Source organism: Saccharicrinis carchari, from assembly GCF_900182605.1.
In the GTDB taxonomy this organism is placed as follows: domain Bacteria; phylum Bacteroidota; class Bacteroidia; order Bacteroidales; family Marinilabiliaceae; genus Saccharicrinis; species Saccharicrinis carchari.
On sequence record NZ_FXTB01000001.1, the window covers coordinates 354,455 to 380,765 of the forward strand.

Here is a 26,311-nt window from a genome sequence, read left to right on the forward strand (position 1 = left end):
TTCAATCATTTAATTTACATATAGGGGAATGATGTGATTTTTCGTGGGTGTAACATATGACCGATGAAAGAAAATATAATCGTATGAAAAAAGTCAATAAAATAAAAGATATACGAAACCTGGTTGTTTTGGTTCTTGCCATGGTGCTCCTTAACCTATTGGGGGGCGCGTGGTTCTTCCGTTTGGACTTAACCACTGAGAAGCGCTATTCGCTGTCGGACAATACAAAGGAGCTGTTGGCGGGTTTAGATAATCCTATTGATATAAAGGTTTATTTAAAAGGTGATTTAAATGTTGATTTTTCGAAGTTTGCCCGATCGATTGGCGAATTGATGAACGAATTTAGCATTTATGGCGGACGAAATATCCAATACCAATTTATAAACCCTAACGACGGTACCCAAAAAGAAAAGAAAAAAATGCGCGAAGAGCTGTCGGAGATGGGCTTAAGCCCGCAACCCGTATTTGAGCAGTCGGAAGATGGACGCAATACCACTACCCATGTATATCCTTTTGCCGTGTTAACGCTCGATGATATACGCTTACCCATTAATTTGTTGGATAATATAAAAGGCTTTTCGGGTGCCGAAAACCTAAACAAGTCGATAGAAGGACTGGAGTTTAAGTTTACTGATGCCATACGCAGGATAACACTCGATGATAAGCCCAGGATTGCCTTTTTGGAGGGCCACGGCGAATTGGACGAGCTGGACGTAATGGACATTACGGATCACCTGTCGCAGTATTATCAGGTGGAAAGAGGAGCTATTGCCAACGATCCCACTATCCTGGATCCGTACAAAGCCATTATCATTGCCAAACCCCAAAGCCAATTTTCTGAAAGCGATAAGTTTGCCATCGATCAATATATGATGAATGGAGGCCGCGTGCTGTGGTTGGTAGATGCCGTTAACATCACCCTGGATAGTCTGCGTAGCGCCTCTGAAACAATTGGCATGATGGCCGATTTGAATATAGAGGATCAACTGTTTAAATATGGTGTACGTATCAACCCTGTACTTATTCAGGATATCCAGGCCGCCATGATACCCATAACGGTTAGTGGTGCGGGCGGCGAACCCAAAATTGTACCCGCTCCCTGGCTTTACAGTCCTCTGCTAATTCCTCAGCCCGATCATCCTATTTCGCGTAATATGAATGTGGTGCGGGGCGAGTTTGTGAGTTCCATCGATACAGTAAATAGTCAATTGGATATTACGCGTACTGTATTACTGCGTACCTCGCGCTATACTAAAGTTGATCAGGTTCCTGTTTTTGTAAGTCTGGGCTTTGTGAATGAAAAACCCGACCGCAGGGCTTTCACCCAATCTTTTATGCCCGTTTCTATTATTCAGGAGGGTATTTTTCCATCGGTGTTCGAAAACAGGATGGTGCCTCAAAATATGTCGGCCAATGCCGGGCCGGTTAAAAATAGGAGTGTGCCCACAAAAATGATGGTGGTAGCAGATGGCGACCTGATTAAAAATGAAGTGCGCTTTAAAAATTCAAATCCTAAAATTATGCCTTTGGGTTTCGACCAGCTCAGTGGACAAACCTTTGGCAACAAAGATTTTATTTTAAATGCTGTAAATTACTTGTGCGACGACTCCGGATGGATGGATTTAAGAGCCCGGAGTTACACCTTGCGCCTTTTGGATAAAAATAAAGTAGCCAACGAATCTCTTTATTGGAAGGTAGTTAATATGGTACTGCCTCTTTTGTCCATTCTGATACTGGCGCTTGTGTTTACCTTTTACAGGAGGTATAGGTACAGAAGGTAGTCCCTGCGGCTTAAATAATGAACTGGCATTGATGGATGACGAAGTGGGCCTGATGCGCTTTGCCAAGTGTAGGGGGATGGAACGCGGATTATTAAAAATATCTATCATCAGCGTGCTATAAAAAGAAATCCAATAGCGGGGTAAAACCCAACGGTATATAGCTTGCAACCTGCATGGTGTAATGATTACCGACGATTTTTGGGATGGCAGGCTTTTGTTCCTTTTTCTGCGTTAGCTATCCTATAACAGCGAAGTAACGGCTAAAAAGGAATTAGCCAGAGATTATCCGGAAGTGGATGATTATTGTTGTATTAAACAAATCTGCATCGCTTCTTACACATAGCCTACCTTCAGCATATTTGTACTGCCATGTTGTATCAGCGGAGTGGTACCAACATAAACCACACAATCCCCTTTGGAGAGTAGTTTTTTATCCTTCAAAATATGCACCGATTCAAAAATTGCCCGATCAATATCAATGTAGGTATCTGAAAAAAATGGTTTTATGCCCCAGGCCAGTGAAATTTTACACAAAATATTTTTATTGTTGGTGAAAGCAAAAATTTGTGACTTGGGTCGGTGGCTGGATATTCGGATGGCGGTATATCCTGAATGGGTAAAGACTACTATTGCCTTGGCATCCACCTGCTTAGCCAGTTTAGTTGCATTAAAACAGATGGCATCGGCCAAAAAAGTAGCATTTTCTTTTGATGGCTCGTGAAGTTTGTCAAACGGGTTTCCGTGTGCTTCGGTATAAGTAATAATCTGCTGCATGTTTTGGATGGTTTCAACCGGATATTGGCCTATGGAGGTTTCGCCGCTTAACATTAAGGTGTCCGCGCCATCCAAGACTGCGTTGGCCACATCGTTTGCTTCGGCGCGGGTAGGTCTGAAGTTGGTAATCATGCTTTCCATCATCTGGGTGGCAATAATTACAGGTTTCGACTGTAGTATACATTCTTCAACAATACGCTTTTGAAACAAAGGAACCTGGTCAAAGGGAACTTCTACCCCCAGATCGCCACGAGCAACCATAATACCATCACTTACATCAATAATTTGATTAATTTCGAGCAGGGCTTCCGGCTTTTCAATTTTGGCTATAACTCCGGCATAGCCTTTACAACTGCTGATTAACTCTTTTAATTCGATAAGGTCCGCAGCCTTGCGGACAAACGACAGCGCAATCCAATCAACACCATGTTGCAACGCAAAAACGGCGTTCGAAATATCTTCGGCGGTCATACAGGGTAAGGAAACATTGGTGTTGGGCAGGTTTACTCCTTTGTTTGAGGAAAGTACACCTCCATAAATAACTCTTGCCCTAACGGTATCTTTATTATTGGTTTCAGTTACTTTCAGCTTTATTGTACCATCGTCAATTAAAATCGCTTCTCCCACATTAACATCCATCGGAAATTCCTGATAGCTCATGTAAATATGGTCTTTTTGCCCAATACATTTTTTTGTAACAAAGGTTACTATTTCGCCTTCAATCAGATCCATCCGATTGTTTTCAATTTCGCCTACTCTAAGCTTAGGCCCTTGCAAATCAGCTAAAATAGCTGCATGCGTTCCGAACTCCTTATTCAATTCTTTAATCAAAGTGATTGCACTTAAATAATCTTCTTTTGAGGAGTGTGAAAAGTTGAGCCGGAATACATTAACGCCTGACCTGATTAGTTGTGCAATGATATTTTTAGAGGAAGATACCGGACCTAATGTTGCAATTATTTTGGTTTGTGAATTAATGGGTATCATAGTTATCATCATATTTTTTTAGCGCGAAGGTACTTACTTGAAAAATGCAAGCCTTTTTCACTTTCCGCTATCATAGCCGGAAAGCCGCTTAAGTTGAAGTAAATTTTATTGAGGGTCAGTCCACTATTTTGCCAATGCAAAATAAGCCTTTGGTGCCCTTTTCACCAAATTCATGAAAAGCTTAGGTTAAACTTTTTTATAGTATTCTATTTTCCCGCCTGCTTTTTCATGCACACGGGTCATTAAATTCATCCTGTCCGACTGCGTAAACTTCACGAATCGATTGGCCAGCTCAATTTTCTCCTGCAGCATCAACTTATTTTCGGCACCTGTAATAAGAACGCTTACGGGCAAGGACCATACAAAAAACAATGCTTCTTCCACCGAAATGTGATTAGGTATCAACGGATCGTCGGATGACCATATTAATTTTTCGTTTATTTTTTTCTCGGCAAAAAATCGCCCGTCGGCAAGTGTCTTCATAGCCAATACGCCTAAATTACGTTCCAGGGACAGGGGTAGCACATGTTCGATAAAACTATGAAAATAAGCATCGAGTACATTGATGGGCATTTGCACTGTTTCAAAAATATCTTTGCTTGCCGTTTTTTCCAACATTCGTTGGTGCGCAAATGGATTTTGGTGACCGGTAAACCCTATGTGTTTTGCTTTACCCTGTGATTTGGCCTTTTCAAACACCTCTAGTATTTCGTTGTTAACTCGTTCATCCACATCCTCCGGCGTTGATAAAGAATGCACTTGCCATAAATCAACATAGTCGCAGCCCATTCGTTGTAGGGAACCTTCAAGATGTTCCAGAGCCAGTTGGCCGTTTTTAGCGGTTGACTTGCTCATGATAAACACCTCATCCCGATACTTAGGTACCAGGTATTTTCCATAGCGCCTTTCACTTCCTCCTTTGTCGTACGATTCTGCGGTGTCAAAAAAACGTATTCCTCCGGCCATAGCGGTTTCTATCACCTCCCGGGCATCTTTCTCGCTTGTCCATCCAATGTGATACCCACCCAAACCAAGCATGGTCACCTTCTGATCTGTTTTGCCTAACTTTCGTAATGGAAGTATCTCTCCCCACTTATCGGTTCTAGTTGCTCCAATGCCTGGTGCAGGTACCATAATTGCCCCTGTTGCCAATGCCAGGTGTTTTAAAAATGTACGTCGCGAATTACCCATGATGCTTTTGTTTTAGTAATGAATACCTTAAAGTTAATACTTTTGCCAGCAACCCCAATAAGCTGGTTTGCTATTTAGGGTGAGAAATATTTTATAAACAAGCTACTGGAATGGCAAAGCATACAAGGCTGTAGCTCGGATTTTTATTAACTTTGGCCAAATTCAAAAATCCTGTTTATGAAAAACATTCCCCTATACATAAAAATAATCATAGGAATATTATTGGGTGCGGCGTGGGCTGTAGTGTCGGGTTGGTTGGGCTGGCAAGAGTTTACCCGAGACTGGATTGACCCTTTTGGCAAGATATTTATCAACTTGCTAAAACTTATTGCTATTCCGCTAATTATTTTTTCCGTTATAAGTGGGATTGTGAGCTTGGGGAGTCCCAAGGATTTAGGCAAGATGGGGGCCCGAACGTTGTTGATGTATCTGGTGACTACGGTGTTGTCTGTTTCGGTGGGGCTGATTTTAGTTAACACCATCGAACCCGGGAAAAAACTTTCTGACGAGATAAGGCTCGTTAACCGTATTTCTTACGAGTTATGGGCCATACAGGAGCAGATAGAAATAAAAGACGGCTTGCGCTACGCTCAAAAACCCGAGAATCAGCATATTGTCAGGGAAAAGCGCGCCCAAAAAATGCTGACGGACGAAGCAGAAATTATACAATCACTGAAACCCAAGGTTAAACAAGGCCCATTGCAGGCTTTGGTAGATATGGTACCGGCCAATATATTTCATGCCCTGGCAGGCAATGGCTCCATGCTGCAAATAATTTTTTTCGCCATCTTTTTTGGAATTGCTCTCTTGTATGTGCCCGGCGAAAAAACTAAGGTAATTGTTCTGTTTATGCAGGGTAGCTCTGATATTTTTATTAAGATGGTAGACATTATTATGCGGGCAGCTCCATTTTTTGTATTTGCACTAATGGCCGGCGTGGTGAATGATATCGCCGGTAACGACCCGGGCAAAATAATCGAGATATTTAAAGGTCTTACCTGGTACTCGGTCACGGTGCTGGCAGGGCTTGTGCTTATGGCCTTTGCATTTTATCCCGGTCTGCTCAAATTACTGGTGCCTGCACAAAAGGTACTCGGTTTTTTAAGAGGGATTAGTCCGGCACAGGCTTTGGCTTTTTCTACCAGCAGCAGCGCAGCCACCTTACCTGTTACTTTTGAATGTGTTGAGGAAAACCTGGGTGTAGATAAAAAAACAGCCGGTTTTGTGTTGCCTATTGGCGCCACCATCAATATGGACGGCACCAGCTTATACCAGGCTGTGGCCGTATTGTTCCTGGCGCAAATGCACATGATAGAGCTAAGCTTATGGCAACAGCTTACCGTGGTGCTCACCGCCACTTTAGCCAGCATAGGATCCGCTGCTATACCCAGTGCAGGTATTGTAATGCTGATGGTAGTGCTGAACTCCGTGGGTCTGAACCCCGCCTGGATAGCCATCATTTTGCCGGTGGATCGAGTATTGGACATGGTGAGAACTACTGTAAATGTTACCGGCGATGCGGCAGTATGTCTGGTTATGGATAGATATGTGGAAGGAGGAGAAGATATAGAGAAAGAATTAGATAATTAAGCTTCAATTTTAATGTTTAATGCACTTACTTTCTTAATAAAAAAAGCCAGCTTGTACATCCTGTACGTGCTGGCTTTTTGTTATTCTATAAGTTATATCTGAATTACTGGCCGGTCTATGCCAACCCTTTGGCCACCTCTAGTGCCTTGTCGTAATTGGGTTCATCCGTAATTTCAGGTACGTACTCTACGTACTTTACTGTTCCCTTTTTGTCAATAATAACGGTGCCTCGCGTTAGTAGTCTTAACTCTTCAATCACAAAGCCGTATTTGGCACCAAAGTCAAGGTCTTTGTGATCGGAAAGGGTAAGGATATTATCCAGTCCCTCCGCTCCACAAAAGCGTTTTTGGGCAAAGGGCAGGTCGCAGGAGATGGAGAGTACAACGGTATCTTTTAGATTGCTGGCTTCCTGGTTAAAGAGGCGGTTTTGCTTTGCACACACCCCGGTGTCAATAGATGGATAAACCACTATTATCTTCACTTTGCCCTCAAATTCGGAGAGCTTTACGGGCTTTAAATCGCTGTTTAATGCCGTGAATTCAGGAGCTTTATCACCCTCTTTTATTTTGTTGCCTACTATGGTAACCGGGCCACCCGCAAATGTTACTTTTAAATCTGTCTTTTCCATTTTGTTTAGTTTTATGTGTTGTGGTTAAAACAAAACGATCATCAAAAGGTTTAAAAGCGAACGGTATATTTTGCTGTTTGCGGCGAGTCGCTAATAAAAAGCTTACCGCTTATCAATTTCTAATTAATATCTGCATATACGGCGTTTCGAACGCATGAGTTGCCTTTATGCAGTAGCTTGGCACTTGTACCCATATTTTTGCCGGACTCTTTACCGTTGCTTTTGTGCGAAAATAGTATCACATAAAAAGCACTCCCTGTTTTTCCGTCAGACTCTAATTCAATGGTTCCGTTTATTTTTTGCGCTAATTCGTTACTGATGGATAAACCCAGGCCTACACCCCCCTCTTTATCTTTAATATTAAAGTGGCCTTGATTAAAGCGCTGGAAAATGGCTGCCTGGCTTTTTTGGGAAATCCCTTTTCCCGAGTCGATTACGTAAAACCGAAGCCATTCGGGATGGGTGGTGGCGGAGGCTTCCATACCAAATTTTACGTAACCTTTATCTGTAAATTTGATGGCATTCGTTATCAGGTTGGATAGTATTTGATGCAGCAATAAGGCATCGGTAAAAAAAGTTATATTTTCTAACTGTCTCGGTACCTGACAGATCAACTCCACTTGTTTGTCAGATGGAATTTGTGGGAGGTGGGAGTTGTACAACCTTTCGAGCATAGGTTTTATAGCGGTGTTGCTGTTATTAACCTCAATAAGTCCTGATTCGAGCTTTGAGGCATCCATTATATTGTTTATTATTTGCAACAGTACATTTCCGTTGTCTTTGATAATATTAACGTATTGTTTTTTGGTGTCTTCGTCCAGTTCAGGTTCGCCCAAAAGTTCCGAAAAACCTATGATGGCATTCATGGGTGTTCTAATTTCATGACTCATATTGGCCAGGAATGCACTTTTTACTTTTTCTGAGTTGATTGCCTGCAAACTTTGAGCAATAAACTGTTTTTGTATAAAATAGAGCAGTGGTATTTCTACAATAAAAAATAAAAATGTAATTACCAGCGTATCAAACAATCGTACGCCCGGATTCGGGTAGGCTCTTATTAGCTGAGGAAAAAAATATTCAAGCGCAAATAAGACATGAACGTTTACAAAAAGCAAAAAAACAATCAGCAGCTTTCTTTTTAATTCGGTAAAAAAAATAAACATCGGAATAAATGCCTGAAAAATAAGCAAAGTGGGACCATAGCTGCCGCCGTTAGTTAACCAAAGCACATTCAGAATGAGAAACTGCGAAGCCACAAAAATTTTTACCGAAGTGGGATAATAACCTTTATAATGGGAAAAGAAGTATAAGAGGGAGAAAAAAAGAGTTATGAACAAAGTAGCCATAATCAACGCGTTTCCCAGATTCAGTATAATATTACCCACCGTTGCTGACGCTGCCAGAAATATACAGAGTTTTAATATCTGCTCAAATATTTCCTGCGAATTGAGTTTGCCAATTTTAGAGTCGATCCATCGTTCAATAGAAAATCCGAATATGGCCCTGGTCTTTTTACCTTGCATAGCTAATATATTGAGTATTTGCAGTACTAAAGTAAAATTTTTAATTAACATTTTGCATAAATCAAAATAACAAATGCTCCTTAAACACAATAAGCCCGATGTACGGATTGAAATTACGTATGATTTATGTGGCACCTTTTTTTTCTGCGCCAGGCATATGCTTGAGACCCGTGCGCATGCTACCCATATTTTACTCCTGAAATACAAGTCCAGATCAAAAAAGAGGCATCAGTTTTTTCAATAGGAAATAACTGCTGTACTTTTGTTTTATAAGAGATGCAATGCAAACTTATTCGGGTAAGGTTAACCCGGCTGTGGGGTTCTTATTCCTTTCGATTCCCGTAACAGCTTGTTACTCACAGCTGCAATATTGTAAATCAAGCGCATATGCTGCCTTTTTTGGTTCGGGGGGCTTCGGTCGATCCTGTTTTTAAGTTCTATTAAAACAGGTTTCAAAGTATTTTTAGAAAGTGCGTTGGGGTTTTCACGCAGGTTTAGGGCAGTTTCGTTCAAAGTGTTTTCAATATTATTGTTGATGGTGTGGGTAAGCTTAAAGTAGCTCTGGTCGCGGTGGAGGGCACCAAGGGCGGAGAGGTGCGATAAAAGGGCATGGTTAAGATAGGTGACCGTAAAGGCCTGCTGCATCTGCGGTTTATTTTTTTTAGGTTCTACCTGCATGCTTTGCCAGGCCAGCGTAAGGGCATTGTCCGATTTGTGGGCCATCCGGCGAGCCAAACGGTATTCGTAATCATCGTCCGTATCGCTATTGGCGCCACGCACTATCTGACTAAAATAAGCGGCATTGCTTTGCAAAGCAGCGGCAAGCAGTTGTGGTATCCGTTTATGTTGCCAGTTGGGCCATAAAAAACGGATGGCCAAAAAGGAAAGCAGAGCTCCCACAAGGGTGTCCAGGATGCGTGGTAAAAAAACATTACCATAGGGTATGGATATCAGCTGGTTTCCGGCCAGTACGAATATACTGATAAAAACAACGGCATAGGAATAGTTGGAAACACGCCAATAAAAGAAACTGTAGCCACTTATCAGCAGCAGCGCCAATTGTCCGGCTTGCGTGGGAAGAAGATGTAGCGCTAAAATACCCAGGCTAACTCCGGCAAGGGTTCCTGCGATACGCTGCAGCAATTTCACTCTGGTTTCCCTGTAAGTGGGCTGACTCACAAATAAGGAGGTGAGGAGTATCCATTCGCCATTTTCTAAGTTAAAATATTGTATCAGGAGGTAGCCCACCAAAAAACAAGCACTCAGCCGTATGGCATATCTTAACCTGGGATGACTCCAGTTTAATTGATCCTTAAGGCGTTGCCAGGTACTGCGTTCGTCCTGCTGCAGCCGTGGTATCGAAGTGCTGTTTTCGGGCGCATTAAGATGGTTAAGTGACTGGTGCGAACGTGTAAGGTTGTGCAATAACAGTTCTATTAATTGACGATCGTGATCCGGTATTTTTTCTAATTCAAACTCCAAGGCATTTATTATCCAACCTATGGCAACCGGATGTTGATAAGGTTCGCCGCTGAGCATGTTATCGGCCAGTAATTTAGTGGCGTGCGACAATTGATGAAATAACTCAGCAAAACCGTTTAAAAGTGCCTCGTATTCCTTTTTTTCTCCCAGAGTATCGTACTGTTCGTGCCCGGAGGCTGCCCTTTCGTGTAAACTCTGCAACAACATAAAACGTTGAAGATAGGGGATAAGTTCTTCCTGGGCTTTTACTTCCTGGCCATAAACATTAATCACCTCCTTACATTTTTCTAATGCCGTTACCACTTGTATATTTAATATGCTTTGCTTATTGGATTGCTTTGGACTGCATTGCGAAAAGTCCTTGCCTTTTTCTTCCAGGTATTCCGACAAGGCCATAAAACCCGATGCCAACTGCTCTTCTAACAAACGCCAGGGTTTTCGATACAATAAAAACAGGGATAGAAGGCCATAAAAGAGTGCGCCGGAGCATAAAAAAAGAACCTGGTTATACCAGGCGTAATCTACGCGATAGGTTAACATAGCATAAATACCAATCAATATGGCACCAAAAGTGATACCCCGATAGCGTTCGCTGATTCCACCCAGCAGAACAAAAACTATAGTGGAAGCGATAAAGCCAATACCGAAAATAAGGGGGTAGGGCTTTAGTACAAAAACCGAAGCTGTGGTAATAGAAAAGCTGATTATGGTAATAATTAAAGACTTCATTCGTCCACGAGGGTGGTCATCTGTTTCTGCCAGGGCAGCAGCTACGGTTCCTAATGATAAGGTAACAACCAAATAAGGGTTACCTAAAATGATAAAAGGCAAAGCCTGCAGAGCCATGGCAATAGCTACTTTGGTGGCTGTTAGTCTGTTGGGGTTTTGCCAGAACTTACTAATTAAATAGCGGTACCAAGCTTTGTGTTTTATGTTTATGATGCTTTTTGACATTGCGTTATAACGTTTGTGCAAAGTAATTGTTTATTATCATCATCGCCTTGCGTTTTATATTAAAATAAAACAACTTTGGAAGGATAGAGCTTGCCGCTCACTAATTTTTGTTATTAAATGGGCTATATTAAAATTAACCAAAGCCAATGGGATAAAAAAACAGCTAATCGTTATAAATCTGTGTTTTATGATGTAGTGATGTTTATAAAAGAAAATTCCATATCCTGGAATTATGGACTTTGGGAAGTTCTGCATGCTTTGATAAAGAGTGGTTTAACGCTAACCGACGTGCAGGAATACGATTATTCTCCCTGCAATTATTTTTAAAACGTGGTTGAGGTGGAGTACGGGAAATTTCAGATCAGAGGAGTAGAAGATAAGTTACTCCTGTTGTATTCCATCGTAACTAAAAAATGAAAGCTCTTTGCATCAATCCGTTTTTATTGGATATCTCCTTTCCGAGTATATCATCAGTGCTATAGCAAGTGCCAACAGCCCCATACTAACTCCGTAGGTGATGCCAAAGCCAAACATCTCGTACAGCTTTATACCTATTATGGGAGCAAACAAAGCCCTGACACCCGTTAAAAATAAATGTACAGACTGGTAGTCGGCCGCCTCGTTCGGTTCGCAGAAATAGCTACTGCCAATGCCCCACAAAATAGGCATGCTGCCCATAAAAATACCATTAAACAGTACGCCTATCATCAGCATGTAATACAGCTTTAGCCCCCAAACTTCATGATAATTACCGTAGTGTTCGCTTAATCCGGTAAATGCTATAAACAGCATTAGGGCACCAAAAGTGATGATACCAAACCGGCGCGGGTCGTTGTTGCTTATTAACTTACCAAACAACGGCAGCAGAGCAATAGCCACCAAATTGTAGGCATTGTTGTAAAGCGATACCGATGAGTAGTTGAGGTCTAATACCTCTTTGTAAAAAATGGTAATAACGGCATAAGTGCTCATCCAGGCAAAACCATACAGCATAAAACCCAGTTCCAAATGACGAAAGGGTGTGTTGTTTCTTAAGATAAGGAAAACACGTTTGAACGAATGTCCCAATGCCTGGCTTAGGGGTTGATTACCTGGATCCATGTCCTGCTTAAAATCTATTTTGGTAAGCTGAAATATAGATATTATGCCTAATATTCCCACCATGGGATAGAATATACGATACGAGTTTGGATCGTAATCCAGCAGCAGCCCAACTACCAAAGTCGAAACCATAATAAGCACTTTATTAATGGTGGTTGCGTAACTGAATAAGGTTCCAAAATTTTTATGGCGGTAATTGCCTTTCAAATACTGGTTTATGGAGGGAATTACCGCAATACGTGAAGTGTAAAACAGTAGGAACACCCCTAAAAACATATAATGAAAACGGGGCGGCAAGCCCGAATACGTTACAACCGGAAATGCGGCGAACGCAACCAATGGGAGCTGGGTAATAATGCCAACCGTACGTAGTAAAACTTTTCGGTTGGGATAGCGGCGCATTATTTCGTTGGTGAGCATAGCAAACAAAAAGACCACCATGCTAAACTGAAATAAAAATGCCAATTGTACATTGGAACCTTTGAGCGATTTGATAAAGATAAATTGGTTTAAAATGAGTGCACCCCGGGCTATGCCATCGATACTACTGTAAAAAAGGTGCAGTTTAAAAGCTCTTTTTTCGGTACTGTTTAGTTGTTTTAGTATTAGCATAAATATGAAGTGGAAGGCAAAAGTAAAGATAAAATGAACACTACATGAAGTGCCCGCTTTATTTTATATTTATTTTAGAGGATAATGTTATTTTTGGGGAAATGAAATCTCGATAATCAAATACATTAAACCTAAAATACAAAACTATTAAATTTGAAAGGCTTAGGCTCACATATCCCCATTGAGAGAAGACGTTTTTTGCACAGTCTTATCTTCCCATCTTTTTTTTTGGTGCTTATTTTTACCGTTAAGCTAATTGAAACATTAGAGGGCGTTTCGTTTGCCGGGTATGGTGTAAGGCCATTAACTAAAGAAGGCTTGTGGGGAATATTGTTTTCGCCATTGATACATGGCGACTGGCAGCACTTATATTCTAACTCCATATCAATGTTTGTATTAGGGGTTACCTTATTTTATTTTTATAACAAAATAGCCTACAAGGTGTTTTTTTTAATATACTTGTTAAGTGGGATAGGACTTTGGCTGGCTGCCCGCGATTCGTGGCATATAGGTGCTAGCGGGCTAATTTATGGCCTCACCGGCTTTTTGGCCGTCAGTGGTATTATACGCAGACACATTCGGCTGATAGCGATATCCTTTCTGATTATATTTTTTTATGGAAGCCTGGTGTGGGGTGCCTTCCCCTTGAAAATTAATATGGAATACTCCTGGGAGGGTCACTTTTGGGGAGGACTGTCAGGTATATTATTGGCCGTACTCTTTAAAAATGAAGGTCCACAGCGACCAAAATCACCATTGGAAGATGAAGAGGAGGAAGATGAGGATACGGAAGAAGATCCTTATTGGATGAAAACGACCGTTGAATCTTAAAATTATATTTATAGCATTTTACCAAACGCTTCAAATTACTGATGAACCCACGCTGTGTGATTAAATTTTGTTTTATAAATTACTACTATTTGCAATATTGAATATTCATATTTGTGGCTTACAGGATTCAAACATCATTATATTTTTTATTTTTGTCAGATGGGATTTCAAAAGCACTCCTCAGTTAAAGCTTGTCGGACATGCAAGTGAAGAGTAGTGGTCGGGCGTTCATCTAATTTCCCGGATGGAGCAAGGTGACATTCCATCATCTTAAAAATAATTGGACGATAACTCAAAAACAATAAAGAGGATGAAAAATTATTGGAAACATTTATGCGCGATGGTAATATTGGCTGCTGTAGCCGTAGCATGCTCAACGGTGCCCATTACCGGGCGTTCGCAATTAAACCTGTTCCCCGAATCGCAAATGGCCGAGATGGGACTGACCAATTACAGCCAATTTTTAAAGGAAGCTAAGCTCTCTACCAGTCAGGAACAATCGGCCATGGTTAAAAGAGTGGGGCATAAAATAGCCGCTGCGGTAGAGGATTACATGAACAACAATGGACTGAGCAGTCATGTGGCCAATTTTAACTGGGAGTTTAACCTGGTGGAAGACGACACCCCAAATGCCTGGTGCATGCCCGGGGGAAAGGTGGTTTTTTATACCGGAATATTACCCTTTACCAAAGACGAAAACGGCCTGGCAGTAGTAATGGGACACGAAATAGCCCATGCAGTAGCACGTCACGGTAATGAGCGAATGAGCCAGCAAATGGGTATGCAGGCGGTGGCAACCGGACTGCAAGTAGCCTTACAGGAAAAGCCGGAAGAAACGCAACAAATATACATGGCGGCCTTTGGTTTGGGTGCCCAATTTGGTGTAGCGCTACCCTATTCCAGAAAACATGAAACCGAAGCCGACAAGATGGGTCTGGTATTTATGGCTATGGCAGGCTACGACCCCGCACATGCCGTATCCTTTTGGTCGCGCATGGCCGAGAGCGGTGGACAAAAACCACCAGAGTTTATGAGCACCCACCCGGCCGACGATACGCGTATAAAAGATATCAAAGCCTATTTACCGCAAGCTTATAAATATATGAAAAAGTAGCAATTGGCGGACAGCCCGCTACGTATGGTAATTGGCAGGTAGCATTATGGCTTTTAACAGATAAATAGGGTGGTGAGCAATCGAGTCCCTTAGGAGCTGTTTTTATATAAACAAAGTTGGCTGAATAGGTAGAAAATAGTGGAATTGCTATGTTATTATATCGAGCGATTTGTGTTTCTGTTTGCCAGCTTGCCAATAGTGGAATGGAAAACGGTACAGTTGCATAGCGATCTCCTGTAGTATCTTCCTCATATCATTCAGCGCTGCTTCCATTGCATGCTGAAGCTTCAATTTCAGCGCCGGCTGCTCCGCTCCGGAGAATCCACTATGTTAATTGTTCTCCTTCTTATGATAGATAGTACCATTAAAAGGATCTTCGATACGGTACGTCCCAATACTTAATTCACTATTTTCATTTTGTGCAAATGTATGATGGCTTTTAATAAGTTTCGTGATCGTTTCAGGCGTTTACCGCTCCATCACAAACATTTTTAGCTCATCATCGCCTTCTTTATAAACACCCATAGACCCTTCCCAATAGTTCGCGCCCCATAAATGTATTAGAAATATATTGCTGTGTGTGGGGCACCATTCCTGCTTTTTTTGCAAAGAAAAACAGACATAAAACCTTTTCGTTAAATGCAGAGAAGATTGATAAGCAGACAAAGCGCTCACAGTTAGGTAACGAAGTAGGGGAATGCGCGAGAATTGCCACCGGTACGGTATTTTCGGACTCATCAATCATGATTTTATTTGGGAATACACTCACTTGACATTTCATACACATCTCCATAACTTTAAGGTATGCTTTAATAGTCATTAACATTTAATTGCTATGAAAAAAAAGATAAGATTTACGGCTGGAACATTATTAATGATTGCCATAATAATGTGTGCGTTCTCATCTTGCGAAAAGCAGGAGGAACCCGGAAATGATCTGGGACAACTGGAATTTAATTTTACGGCCGACGACCTTCAGGATAATCTTAAATCGACGTTCAATGATGATGACAGTATTGTCTCCATGCCATACCAACTGCTTATTTCGGTGGAAGACAAAGATGGTACACTGGTTTTGGACAAGGAACCTGTTCCGATTTACAAGTTTTCGAACGGCTTTATCAGTAACAAAGTTGAATTAAGGAAGGGTACTTATTCTTTGACTGAATTATTAGTGGTTAATAGGAAGGGCGAAGTATCATATGCTACCCCGATGGAAGGCTCCCCCTTGGCCTATCTGGTGGAAAAGCCCTTGCCGGTTCAATTTAATATATCGGCCAATGCCGTAACAGGACTTCGGATCCAAGTAATACCGGTGGGCGAACATCCGCCCGAAGATTTCGGGTATGTAAGTTTTGGTATCAGTATCGTTAAGCCCTTAACATTTTACACTGCCGCCTATATCAACAATCCGCGCATAATGGCTCCGAGCAGGTTTGTAAAAGCTAAATTGAAGATATATGATCCCGCAGGAAAAGACTACGAATTTATGTTAGCGGCTAAAGTAAATGAGCTGGTTGTACGGGCACTCAGGGGTAAATATATTTTTGTTGTAAAAACGGATGCTTACGAAAAGAAATTCATGTTTGGTCCGGAAGACTTGAAGATGACATCTCCAGAAAACCCCTTGTTGTTGCCTTTAGGCGACCATCACGGCATTTACGAAATGGAAATAAGGGCTACGCCTGACAAAACAGCCGATGTGCTGATCACGAATTTGGATACGAATGAAAATTTTGGTGAGCATCCCATGTTTGCTGCCTCGTTTAAAACAGAACCGGTACTTACCGTCATGCGCTTAACCCGCAGTTTAATGCACGTGGATATAAACAGTCATCTGCCCAAATCGGCTACCATTGTAAAAGTTGAACTTACCTTAACGGTAACCGGTAATATTTACACGATGCAGGCCAGCTCTGTAAGCGATAGCACCAGGCCAAAGTACATGGGAGTTTTGAGGCAGGTAACTGGGGAATGGAAAGAAGAAGGGGTGACCTGGAACAAGCAACCCGAGACCACCGAAGCCAATCAGGTTTTTATCCATTACAATCCCTGGATCGATTTTAACAAAAGAACCTACGATGTAACCCGTTTATTTGTGCCCATTGATAAAGTCAACCTGCCTAACCATGGTTTTATGTTAATGCACCATCCTGAAGATATGTCTGGCGGTGTTGAATTTGGATCGAGCGATACAAAAATGAAAGACGAGAGGCCTTTGTTTAGGGTGTACTATACACTGCCGCACTGAGCTAATCCAGACCATCATTTATAAACCAGGGCAAATGGGAATTAAGCCATTTGCCCTGTGTAATGATGTATGCTATAGTTGGTTAGTGATATGCGCCCTGTTTATTTTAAAGTGATATTTATTAGCGGCCACCCGGAGTACCTGCTGTATGCCATCCCGGTGATTGGTAGGCAAATTATTCACTTTATATATTATTCACCCGATAAACATGGTATTCGTAAATTAATTGACCCCGGTGGTTTAGCGCGCTTGAAAAAGAACATTATAAAAAGTTTTGACAACTATTCTGCGATATTTAAGGATTATATCATCAATTTGATATTGCCAGGCTTTTTAATTAATAAGGGTATTTTATAAAAAAAAATGCGAGTTTTACCAACTGCCCCCGGCGCCGCCACCGCCAAAGCTGCCACCACCAAAGCCACCAAAACTACCGCCTCCACCGAAGCTTCCTCCACCTGAGTTAAAGTTACCCCATTGGCCAGAATGACGTCGAGAACCGGAACCGAGCATTGATAACAGCATCCAAAAGGGAAGATCCCGACCTATCGATGCGTTATTTGTTTTTTTTGCGCTTCGCCCGATGGTAAACAGGATAATAATGAAAATAAAAACTACAATAAATAAAGAAAGCCGTGCATTTCCCGATGTTTTTTGCACATAATCATCGGCCGTATATTCTCCACGCGTTAATTCCATGATTACATGAACAGCGGCATTCACTCCACCGTAATAATTATTGGCTTTAAAATGTGGTATCATCTCATTTTCTACAATACGACGTGCTATGGCATCGGGTACTGCTCCTTCTAAACCGTATCCGGTAGCAATAAATGCCTGCCCACGAGAATCTTGTGTTTTAGGCTTTATCAGGATGAGAATTCCGTTGTTTTTTCCCTTTTGCCCTACGCCCCACTTTTCTGCCAGTCGAAAACTGTAATCTCCTGCATCGTAACCTTTCAGGTCGGGCAAGGTAACTACGGCCACCTGCGTACTGGTTTCGTTGCTGAACTGAACCAAAGTACGCTCCATCACCTCTGCCTGCCGCGGACCGAATACGCCGGCCATATCATTTACCATGCGCGGTGGTGTGGGGCGATTTAGGATGTTATCGGCATTAGATGAAAAGCTGATCAATAATATGGCGACAGCTAGTCCAATCTTAACGCGATGTGATTTTATTTTTCGTAAATTCATTAACTTCATTTTTTTTACTTTCCAAAAGAAATTTCATCCGACAATTCATTCACATCATCCGATTGATAGGGAAAATGTGATTGTAACTGCTCACCTGCCATCAGTACACCTGTTTCAATGGCGCCAATGGGATCGTCATTTTTAAACAGCGTAGTCATCTCCGCCTTTATATTGTCCCAAAAACCCTCAGGAACTTTACTGTTGATTCCGGCATCGCCCAAAACAGCAAATACCCTATCCTTCATAGCCAAATAGAAGAGTACACCATTCCGTAGTTCGGTTTTATGCATTTTAAGTTTTTCAAACAAAAAAGCTGCCCTGTCCATCAACTCTTCAGGACAGGTATTTTCAATATGTATACGGATTTCTCCCGAAGTGTTCTTTTCGGCTTTCTGGATGGCCGCTACCAAACGCTGGCGATCGCTTTTATCAATGATATCTGACATAGTTTTCTACTTTTAGAATTCGACTTTGGGTACTTCAGCTGCTCCCGCAGCCGCTTCAAAGTATGGTTTCTTATCAAATGAGAACATCTTGGCAATAAGGTTTTTCGGAAACTTGGCAATATAGGTATTGTAACCACGGGTTGTTTCGTTAAACTTCATCCGTTCCACTGTAATACGGTTTTCTGTTCCCTCCAATTGCGATTGAAGCTCCAGAAAATTTTGGTTGGCCTTTAAATCGGGGTAGCGCTCTACTACCACCATAAGTCGCGATAGGGCAGAGGAGAGGCCTTGTTGGGCTTGTTGAAATTGCTTCATGGAAGCCTCGGTCATATTATCGGCATTTATATTTACACCGGTGGCTTTGCTGCGCGCTTCGATAACGCCTTCCAACGTCTCTTGTTCGTGAGAGGCGTATCCCTTAACTGTATTCACCAGGTTGGGGATAAGATCGGCACGACGCTGATAAACGTTTTCTACCTGTGCCCATTGCGCATCTACAGCCTCCCGCTTCTCAACCATGGTATTGTAGCCGCAACTGCTAAAAAAAGGAATAGCCAAAAGAGCTATTAAAATAAATCTTATTGTCTTCATAGTAAAATCGTTGTTAAATAATTGGTGCAAAAGTACAAATTTTAGAGGACAGCCGATATTTAATCAGGTATTAAAGTTTAATAAGAAGAGTGAAATGGATTTTTGATATGATTAAACGATTACGGGCTGCTTCATAAGAGGCAGCCCGTATCATATTGATGATAAATGCCGATAGTTTTTATGGTTCAAAAGAAACCGTTTCGCTCAGCTTCGATTGCCCACCGTCGTTCGTGTGTGTTCTTATGGCGTAGGTAACGGATTCCTCATTACCAATGCGGTCGGAAAAGCTTAGTTCATTTGTTCGTTTATAACCACGCAATCTCCCTTTTTCACCCGCCTTAAACACCACAAAAAAAGTATCGTCGTCAAGATTTGCGTAATCCCAAGTTAATGTAATGTTTCCGTCTTCCTCACTCAGCGTCAGGTTCGTTACCGTATCCCGAACGCCATCGTCATAAGCCTTGCCAAAAACGGGGTGGGCATAATCAGAATAAAGGCCGCTATTGTCTAACGCTCGCAGGGAGTAGTAATAAGTAACCCCTTGTTCAGCTTCTCGATCGATAAAAGTTTTTTGTGTCGTTTCCAGGTTGGCATAAACCACCCATGGCGCATCCATCGACTCTTTTCGGTATAGCTGATGTGCTGCCACATCTTTACTGGCGCTCAAAGCAAAATGCAGTTCTATTTGATTTGTACTATTAACCAATCGTTTAAAAACCGGCGTAGTGGGGGGGATGGTATCCGGACGCTCCACCTTCATAATGTCGGAAAAGTCGGATTGATTATAATTAAAGTCAAGTGCTTTCACCCTGTAAAAAATGGATGGTGTCAATGAATTTAAGGTAACTGTGTCGGTATAAATAAGCTGCACCGGGTTATCCATTGAATCCACTTCCAGAAAACCCTCGCTAATAACAGAGAATTCATGTTCAGGATCGTTGGCCCTGAATAAGCGATAGCCCATTAAATCCTTTTCGGGATTTTGTGTCATGTTTAGTGTTACCACGCCCAGTGAATCAATGAGAGCGGATTCTATGATAGGTTGAATGGGCGGTACCGTATCGATTAAAGTAACGGCTACCGGCAGAGAAGAGCTTACATTAAAGGCGGTATCAACGGCTTGAACCACATAATAATTCCGGGCGCCCACCACAAACGAAGTATCGACAAAGGAACGGGTGGAGGCTGGCAACAGCTCGTTTTGTAGCAGGGTGAAATTTCCTTCGGGCTTATCCGAACGACCTACGGCAAAGCCCATTAGGTCGGGGGCAACATCATTCATCTGCCATTTAACTTCCACCTCGCGGGGAGCAGTGTGTTCAGGTTTCTCCAAAAAAGGCTGTCCCGGCGGGGTTCTGTCGCGCGGCATGGCTTCCACTTCCGCTACCAGTAATTTTTCGCCATACAAGTTGTTTGCATAAAAACGGTACGCGTAAAGCTGATAATTCGTTAAACTATCATCCTGATAACTTCCCCTTACCATGTCGTCGCTCACTTTATCGCTTATATTGTAAAGGGGTGCCTCATTTAAAGGTGTAAAACTATTTTCGCCCGGAGCTTTTCGTTCAACAAAATAGCCGGTTAAATCTTCGGTTTCTTCCCATACAAAATTAAGCTCCGTGTCGCCTTCATATACATACACCTCATTTTTATAAGCTTTATCGTTGGCAATGGCTTTAAGGGTGTAGGGTTCGGGTATTACAGAATAAAGCGGGTGTGAGCCTATTGTTTTAACACGGTAGGTGTACGTTTCGCCTTTGCTTATATCCGAATCTATAAAGCTGAGCGCCAAGGCCTCTGCAACCTTGGCCTCGCGAATGGCAGATAACACAAAAACGGCATATTCAAAATCTTCGTTTGCCCGCTGCGTGCGCATGTCGCTTATTCCTGAGCTAAAATTAAATGAGCCGCCCGAAGGGGTAGTTGCCGACTTTAAGAAATTCCAGGCCAAATCTAGATAGTCCTGTGTTTCAGGATTTCCTTCGGCGGCATCAATGGCATTTTCCCACTGTTCATCTGTGAAAGGTTGCAAACGTGCAATCTCTATGAAATTATTGTTGTTACCGTCCGCTCTTTCTATTATAAACCCGGTTTTTAGTCCTGTGTTAAGTATAGCACGTCTATCCGGGAAAAATCTTAGCTCTATGCCTTTGTCTTCAACGAATCGTCCCCTGGTTTTTATGGTAGAGGTAAACTCATCGTTTTGGGCCATTGCTTGAGGGGAGAAGACGAACAAAGCGACAAGAACGGATGTGAGATATATTATTTTATTTTTCATAAGTTTAAAAATTAGCAAAACCTTGATAACCAGTGCAATTTATAATCATCCTCCTGTGTGGCCTAATTATTTGCTCCGGCCATGCCGGTTTCATAGGTATAAATTTTATTTTTTGTTCCCGACCCATCGGTAGAAATTACTACCCGGATGGGTCGGATATTTCTGGTGTTTCTTTACAAATCTATGTATTTAATACCACGGCATTACATACTGAACATAACGGGAGCTGCACTTACCGCTTCCATTTCACCGGTACGGAAGTTTTTCTGTATAGTTTCCGTTACAGGTGTTAAGTCCCTTTTTAGTGCATTAGTCCAGCTTCCATTTTTATACTCTTTAAGCGTTGCGGTAACAACAAATTTATAATCTTTATCTTCCTCTAAATCATTCAGCGGCGGAGGAGATGTGGGTGGCAGATCGCCATACGACGGGGGTGGGCTAACCACGGGATACGGAAGTTGCATTTGAAAATTTGGAGATAGAGCTTGGCCTGTGTTGGCTCCGGTACTGTTGCCGTTATTTTTACCTGCCCCTGCAATTCCCATATTCATCCCCGGCATGGTCATGCTTTGAAACACCATTCCGTTGCTCGCAGGAGGAGTCCCTCCTGAATTGCTTCCGGATAACGGTGTGTTTGGCGCAAAATTCATTGCCGACTGCGAATGTTCTGTTATGTTATATTTGATGTAGAGGTATTCACCCAAATTGTTTTGAACGTTTGAAACCTGCAAGGTATTCCAATTTCCGTTTTCATCCTTAACTTGCAACGAACGTTCGACTGTCATTTTAAAGGTGCGATTCAAAACAGTCCCATCGGCTTGTTGTTCCGAAACATCAAAAACCTCATCCGGAATGAGTCCGTATTTAACGGCCAAAGGTTCTTCTACGGGATAGTTGTACTGTGCGCCCGGCTTAACATACTGGATAAGCTTTTCCTGCTGGTCGGCAGCTACGTCGCCGGGAACAACCGGTGCGCCGGGTCCTACGGAGGCATTTGAACATTGTGCACCCACCTCAAATTGTTTGTGGAAACTAACATTAATAACCTTAGCAATTTTGGCATGCCCCGATACCGCACCTGCAGCATAATATGGGTTGGGAAATTCGCCATAAATCCATGCACCTGCAGCAAGCGATGCGATGTGCCAGGTTTTGTCCTTCAGTTTTCCGCCTATGCGCTCTACCCTTGCGCCGGCATAACCATAAAAGCCCAGGCCACCACTGGCTCTCCAGCCATTAATTCCGATAGGGTTGTAGCCATCGCAACTGCCGCTGTAGTTCATAAAAGCCAAATGTAATTCGGCTCCGGCGCCTAAGCCATAGCCCAGGTAGTAATTTCCTGTAAGGTGTTTCAAGTCGTTTTTGTTAAACTTAAATCCTATTCCCAGCGCAAAGCCCGACCCGGTTTTTGTTGCTGCACCTACGCCGCCGCTGCCCACGCCACCCGGATAATGCCCTAATGCACCGTGATAATTATTGCGGAACGAGGGGGTAAAACCATTGGGGGTTGGAATGTGATTCCCAAACATCAGGTATTCGTATAGGTTAATACCAAATACTCTTACTGTATTTAAGTTTTGGGGTTCGCCAAACTTAAAGTACCATTGGTTGTTTTTGCCATCTATATCCAACACCATATTTACTGCCGATGGTGTAGTGATGGGCGGTGCATTTACATTTACATTGGTAGAGAAGTTGAAATGCCTGTCGGGGAAATTGTACGAAGCGGACAGGTTACCGTCCACCTTGGCCTTATTGCGCGAAGCAGAAGTTAGGTTGGCACCTACCCAAAAGTCGCCCGTGAAACCAATATAGGTTAATCCGCCGCTGGTAGAAAACTCGCCCAGCAAACCTACGTCGGTGTTAAATCCATCTTCCTTGGGCGTGGTAGCCAAAGTGGCCATGGCTCTAAAGCCCAGTGCCGACTTTTTCGGTGTAAAGCTATAGGTAGTTCCGGATAAGGATGCCGTCATATTATAGAAAGCACCACCGCCGAATCCTCTGAATGCCATTCCGGGCATAAACACAACTCCGGGTGCAGGAAGGCCCACTTCGGCTTCTACACGCCAATATCTGTAGAGCTGGTTGTTATTTAGATAGGCGGTGTTGCCAAATTCGGCCAATGCGCCCACTTTAATGCCTATGGCTTTGAACTCTGCATTTAGGGTGCCTATAAATCCATTGCCGAACACCGGGTCGTCATTCCGAAAGCCCACTGCCCCCTTTATATCAACTGCTGCAAGATTGGCATTTACAGCGATGGAGTCAATGGATGCGCGCAGATATTCGGGATAGAATTTTTGTCCCGAAGTATTGTCCTTAATAGCAAATTCCACGCCCAGGCCAGACATTCCGCCTATATCGGAAGTGAGATTAAATACCACATCTAAACCAACCCTTCCTTTTAGGAGCTGTCCGGGGCCGGGAGTGAGCATTTTAAAGTCTATCTCGTCAATGGTTACGGGAAAGTTGGCCAATCTTTTTTGTGGGCTGGCAAATCCCCATGTTCCGATGTTAAATCCAAATGGCGTACCATTGGTCGAGTCGTAGGTCATGCCTAAGCCTTGAAAATCTAAACCGAAATCCACTTCTTTAATGGGACCCAGTTTGACACTGTTCCAGGCAAAATTTCCATCCAGATTAATATCGAATGTTTTTTGGGTATTATCGACATAGGCGACGATGTTGGATGTTTCTTCCAGCTCCATTTCTCCTTTTAGGATATGTGCATTTATAGGTCCCGTTGGGGTTACCGTAAACTGGAAATTGGTGGGTTGGCCGGGTGTTTGCGGGTTGTTGAAAAGCGCCACATATTCCAGGGGGTTTTGAATGGAGTCTTTTTTGGTGAGTGGCAGCCCCACTTGTCCTTTGGCACCGGCTTCCACAAGCGAGTTGGCAATAATATCCACATGCACCGTGTCTATGCTGGCAACCAGGTCGGCGACATTGGCGTTGGGGAATTGCACTATACTGGTGGCTTCTGCCTTTAAGGTAACCCCCATGTTGTCGATAATCATATCGTATACACCCATCTTGGGTTTTCCGCCTGCATGTGTCTGCCATGCATCCGGCATCTCAACTTCAAGTGCTTTCATAAAAAAGCCCCTGAACGTCTCGGTCATATCGCCTGGATAGTTTGCCGGAAAAGTCATTGCCGGCGCATTCATCACATCCGAAAAGTCGTAATATATGCTGTCGGCCAAAATGGTTAAACCTCCTGAGCCCACAATCTCCGCTTTCTGCAAGGTACCGCCCAAAATCAAATCGTCCCAATCGGTTCCGTTGGCCGAGACACTGGCTGCTACTTTTTTTGTCGGGTCATCATCCGGCGACGGAATCAACCAATCGCGGGTAAATAGTGTTTCGAGCTCTATCCCATATTCCGAGAATCCGTCCTCGTCCCATTCGATAAAACAGCCCAGATGATTGGTGTCCGGCTTTTTAAAAACAAATACCATATCGTTGTTGCTATTTCCGATGGCAATATCTTCCACCAGTTCAATACGGCCCGGCGGCATTTCAATTTGCGTGGGATGAAACCTTATGTTTTTTGCTCTAAAACCTAATCGGGTAGTGCCCCAGGAAGGAGGGATCGTTTTGGCGGCTATCATGTTGAATTCTGATTTTGCAGGCAGAAATATCATTTCATTGATGGCAAATTCGTTTCCGTTCGGAAGTACAACACCCAATGGTATTTTAACCGGGGTAGTATATTCCGTTAAATTATTGAAAGGAATAGTTTGATTTGTTGTGTTTTCTACCCAACTTATCACATCTCCGGCTATCTGATTGGTGAAATTTAAATTTGCTGCAGCCTCTAAAGCCCATTCCTGCGGATATTCAGGTGCCTGGTCATGTATGGCAGCTATTATTTTCCCTTGGGTGAGAACTCTGTTTACATCCACAACTATGGTGTCAAAAGCCACTTCGACCCGGGCGTTGAGCCACTGCACAAACACGTTGCCCTTACCCGTATGCTTGTTATTATTATTGGTGGTAACTTCGGTTACGGCGACTTCGAATTCGCCATTTTCTCCGGCAAAAAACACATCGTTTACAGCAAGAGGGCCTGGTGTTGGTGCAGGGGTTCCATCATCACCCCCTTCTCCTCCTGCTTCTCCGAGGGCAGGCGGATTTTGCGGTTTAACAATAAAAGCAGATGCGGATGAAAAGCCTGCGTTTTCGGCATGATAGGCATCGTCGTCCATGGTAAGCGCTTTTACCGACCATACATATTTTGTGCTGTCATCGGGTAGGTCTATATCTACAGGCCATGTCATTCTGGTCATGCCGGTCACTTCTTCCTCCACCAATGGATGGTTTACCAACAATGCTTGTGATGGTGTTTGGTGTGGCAAAACTTCCGAAATGGCAACTATATATTTTACACCCATATCCGCCGGGGGATTCGGGGTAAGGGGGGTCCATACAAATTGCGTTCCTTGCAGTAGGGCTGAGTTTAGCTCAGCGTTGTTTTGTGGAAAAATCAATTCCGGCATTTGATAGGCAGTGATAATCATCGGACGACAAACCTCCTCTGGGGTGGATATTATTTTATTGTTCATATCGACCAATGACACACAAAATGAATAAACACCGGCAGGGAGCATTCCTGTTTTGGTAACTGTGGTAGAAGTGTTGCCATACATGCTTACGGCATCAAATGGTACTACCTCTTCCGCCATAAAAATATCAGAACCTATGGAGAGTTCTCTGGGGCTTACTTTATTTGTATTGGTTTCTGCCACAAGATTATTGTCGGCAAAAATTTTAACTTTTATCTTATATTCCAATCCTTCCAGTTTTTGCTCTCCATTGGTAACGGTCAGGATTGCCAATTCAGAACGATCCATCCATTCCGATATTTTTGGGTTTGGGTTAGCATCAACATTTAGCGTGATTTGTACTTGTGCGTTAGCCATGCCAAACATGCTTGCCATTGTAATAAACAGTAGGGTTTGTAAAACTTTCATAAAACTA

At 42.7% G+C, this 26,311-nt stretch carries 17 protein-coding genes; 6 read left to right on the forward strand and 11 right to left on the reverse strand.

Annotated features, from left to right (window positions below):
• The first annotated feature begins 83 nt into the window (after nt 1-83).
• Complete coding sequence (gene gldG, locus FN809_RS01235; RefSeq protein ID WP_142531659.1) at nt 84-1,781, forward strand: gliding motility-associated ABC transporter substrate-binding protein GldG; 1,698 nt, start codon at nt 84-86, stop codon at nt 1,779-1,781.
• A 333-nt stretch (nt 1,782-2,114) separates the two neighbouring features.
• On the opposite strand, the gene pyk is transcribed toward gldG, so the two are convergent.
• Complete coding sequence (pyk, locus tag FN809_RS01240; protein WP_221929328.1) at nt 2,115-3,554, reverse strand: pyruvate kinase; 1,440 nt, start codon at nt 3,552-3,554, stop codon at nt 2,115-2,117.
• A 174-nt stretch (nt 3,555-3,728) separates the two neighbouring features.
• On the reverse strand, nt 3,729-4,733 hold the full coding sequence (locus FN809_RS01245; RefSeq protein ID WP_142531660.1) for an aldo/keto reductase: 1,005 nt from the start codon (nt 4,731-4,733) through the stop codon (nt 3,729-3,731).
• 177 nt (nt 4,734-4,910) lie between these two features.
• Between FN809_RS01245 and FN809_RS01250 the strand changes: the two genes are divergently transcribed.
• Complete coding sequence (locus FN809_RS01250) at nt 4,911-6,323, forward strand: dicarboxylate/amino acid:cation symporter (protein WP_142531661.1); 1,413 nt, start codon at nt 4,911-4,913, stop codon at nt 6,321-6,323.
• Between the two features lie 115 nt (nt 6,324-6,438).
• On the opposite strand, the gene tpx is transcribed toward FN809_RS01250, so the two are convergent.
• The 3 genes from tpx to FN809_RS01265 form a co-directional block, all read right to left on the reverse strand.
• On the reverse strand, nt 6,439-6,951 hold the full coding sequence (gene tpx / locus FN809_RS01255) for a thiol peroxidase (protein WP_142531662.1): 513 nt from the start codon (nt 6,949-6,951) through the stop codon (nt 6,439-6,441).
• A 119-nt stretch (nt 6,952-7,070) separates the two neighbouring features.
• Nucleotides 7,071-8,474 (reverse strand): sensor histidine kinase, encoded by a 1,404-nt coding sequence (locus FN809_RS01260; protein ID WP_185957393.1) that lies wholly within the window; start codon nt 8,472-8,474, stop codon nt 7,071-7,073.
• Nucleotides 8,475-8,777: 303 nt separating this feature from the next.
• Nucleotides 8,778-10,910, reverse strand: coding sequence for an FUSC family membrane protein (locus FN809_RS01265; RefSeq protein ID WP_142531664.1), 2,133 nt, complete (start codon nt 10,908-10,910; stop codon nt 8,778-8,780).
• A 117-nt stretch (nt 10,911-11,027) separates the two neighbouring features.
• Between FN809_RS01265 and FN809_RS01270 the strand changes: the two genes are divergently transcribed.
• Nucleotides 11,028-11,237, forward strand: a complete 210-nt coding sequence (locus FN809_RS01270; RefSeq protein WP_142531665.1) for a hypothetical protein — start codon at nt 11,028-11,030, stop codon at nt 11,235-11,237.
• Nucleotides 11,238-11,339: 102 nt separating this feature from the next.
• Here FN809_RS01270 and FN809_RS01275 read toward each other — a convergent pair whose 3' ends face one another.
• Complete coding sequence (locus FN809_RS01275; protein ID WP_142531666.1) at nt 11,340-12,623, reverse strand: MFS transporter; 1,284 nt, start codon at nt 12,621-12,623, stop codon at nt 11,340-11,342.
• A 153-nt stretch (nt 12,624-12,776) separates the two neighbouring features.
• Here FN809_RS01275 and FN809_RS01280 point away from each other — a divergent pair, with 153 nt between their 5' ends.
• The 3 genes from FN809_RS01280 (at nt 12,777) to FN809_RS01295 (ending at nt 16,819) form a co-directional block, all read left to right on the forward strand.
• On the forward strand, nt 12,777-13,454 hold the full coding sequence (locus tag FN809_RS01280) for a rhomboid family intramembrane serine protease (protein WP_142531667.1): 678 nt from the start codon (nt 12,777-12,779) through the stop codon (nt 13,452-13,454).
• Nucleotides 13,455-13,764: 310 nt separating this feature from the next.
• Nucleotides 13,765-14,568: a M48 family metallopeptidase gene (locus tag FN809_RS01285; protein WP_142531668.1), complete on the forward strand. Its 804-nt coding sequence runs from the start codon at nt 13,765-13,767 to the stop codon at nt 14,566-14,568.
• A gap of 835 nt (nt 14,569-15,403) precedes the next feature.
• Nucleotides 15,404-16,819 carry a DNRLRE domain-containing protein gene (locus FN809_RS01295; protein ID WP_142531670.1) on the forward strand — a complete coding sequence of 472 codons (1,416 nt, stop codon included), beginning with the start codon at nt 15,404-15,406 and terminating at the stop codon, nt 16,817-16,819.
• A gap of 372 nt (nt 16,820-17,191) precedes the next feature.
• Here the strand turns inward: FN809_RS01295 and FN809_RS01300 are convergent, their stop codons facing one another.
• The 5 genes from FN809_RS01300 to FN809_RS01320 form a co-directional block, all read right to left on the reverse strand.
• Nucleotides 17,192-18,016, reverse strand: coding sequence for a TPM domain-containing protein (locus FN809_RS01300; protein WP_142531671.1), 825 nt, complete (start codon nt 18,014-18,016; stop codon nt 17,192-17,194).
• Nucleotides 18,017-18,030: 14 nt separating this feature from the next.
• Nucleotides 18,031-18,462 (reverse strand): TPM domain-containing protein, encoded by a 432-nt coding sequence (locus tag FN809_RS01305; RefSeq protein ID WP_142531672.1) that lies wholly within the window; start codon nt 18,460-18,462, stop codon nt 18,031-18,033.
• A gap of 12 nt (nt 18,463-18,474) precedes the next feature.
• A complete protein-coding gene (locus FN809_RS01310; protein WP_142531673.1) occupies nt 18,475-19,053 on the reverse strand; it encodes a LemA family protein in 579 nt (192 codons plus the stop codon).
• Nucleotides 19,054-19,231: 178 nt separating this feature from the next.
• Nucleotides 19,232-21,331, reverse strand: a complete 2,100-nt coding sequence (locus FN809_RS01315; RefSeq protein WP_142531674.1) for a fibronectin type III domain-containing protein — start codon at nt 21,329-21,331, stop codon at nt 19,232-19,234.
• Nucleotides 21,332-21,534: 203 nt separating this feature from the next.
• Nucleotides 21,535-26,304: a hypothetical protein gene (locus FN809_RS01320; protein ID WP_142531675.1), complete on the reverse strand. Its 4,770-nt coding sequence runs from the start codon at nt 26,302-26,304 to the stop codon at nt 21,535-21,537.
• Nucleotides 26,305-26,311 lie beyond the last annotated feature (7 nt).

Bases quoted from the DNA above. Each gene is read 5' to 3' on its own strand.
- FN809_RS01305 (WP_142531672.1), bottom strand. From the start codon at position 18,462: ATGTCAGATATCATTGATAAAAGCGATCGCCAGCGTTTGGTAGCGGCC.
- FN809_RS01315 (WP_142531674.1), bottom strand. From the start codon at position 21,331: ATGAAAAATAAAATAATATATCTCACATCCGTTCTTGTCGCTTTGTTC.
- FN809_RS01310 (WP_142531673.1), bottom strand. From the start codon at position 19,053: ATGAAGACAATAAGATTTATTTTAATAGCTCTTTTGGCTATTCCTTTT.
- FN809_RS01300 (WP_142531671.1), bottom strand. From the start codon at position 18,016: ATGAATTTACGAAAAATAAAATCACATCGCGTTAAGATTGGACTAGCT.
- pyk (WP_221929328.1), bottom strand. From the start codon at position 3,554: ATGATGATAACTATGATACCCATTAATTCACAAACCAAAATAATTGCA.
- FN809_RS01250 (WP_142531661.1), top strand. From the start codon at position 4,911: ATGAAAAACATTCCCCTATACATAAAAATAATCATAGGAATATTATTG.
- gldG (WP_142531659.1), top strand. From the start codon at position 84: ATGAAAAAAGTCAATAAAATAAAAGATATACGAAACCTGGTTGTTTTG.
- FN809_RS01245 (WP_142531660.1), bottom strand. From the start codon at position 4,733: ATGGGTAATTCGCGACGTACATTTTTAAAACACCTGGCATTGGCAACA.
- FN809_RS01260 (WP_185957393.1), bottom strand. From the start codon at position 8,474: ATGCAAGGTAAAAAGACCAGGGCCATATTCGGATTTTCTATTGAACGA.
- FN809_RS01265 (WP_142531664.1), bottom strand. From the start codon at position 10,910: ATGTCAAAAAGCATCATAAACATAAAACACAAAGCTTGGTACCGCTAT.
- tpx (WP_142531662.1), bottom strand. From the start codon at position 6,951: ATGGAAAAGACAGATTTAAAAGTAACATTTGCGGGTGGCCCGGTTACC.
- FN809_RS01285 (WP_142531668.1), top strand. From the start codon at position 13,765: ATGAAAAATTATTGGAAACATTTATGCGCGATGGTAATATTGGCTGCT.
- FN809_RS01270 (WP_142531665.1), top strand. From the start codon at position 11,028: ATGGGCTATATTAAAATTAACCAAAGCCAATGGGATAAAAAAACAGCT.
- FN809_RS01320 (WP_142531675.1), bottom strand. From the start codon at position 26,304: ATGAAAGTTTTACAAACCCTACTGTTTATTACAATGGCAAGCATGTTT.
- FN809_RS01275 (WP_142531666.1), bottom strand. From the start codon at position 12,623: ATGCTAATACTAAAACAACTAAACAGTACCGAAAAAAGAGCTTTTAAA.
- FN809_RS01295 (WP_142531670.1), top strand. From the start codon at position 15,404: ATGAAAAAAAAGATAAGATTTACGGCTGGAACATTATTAATGATTGCC.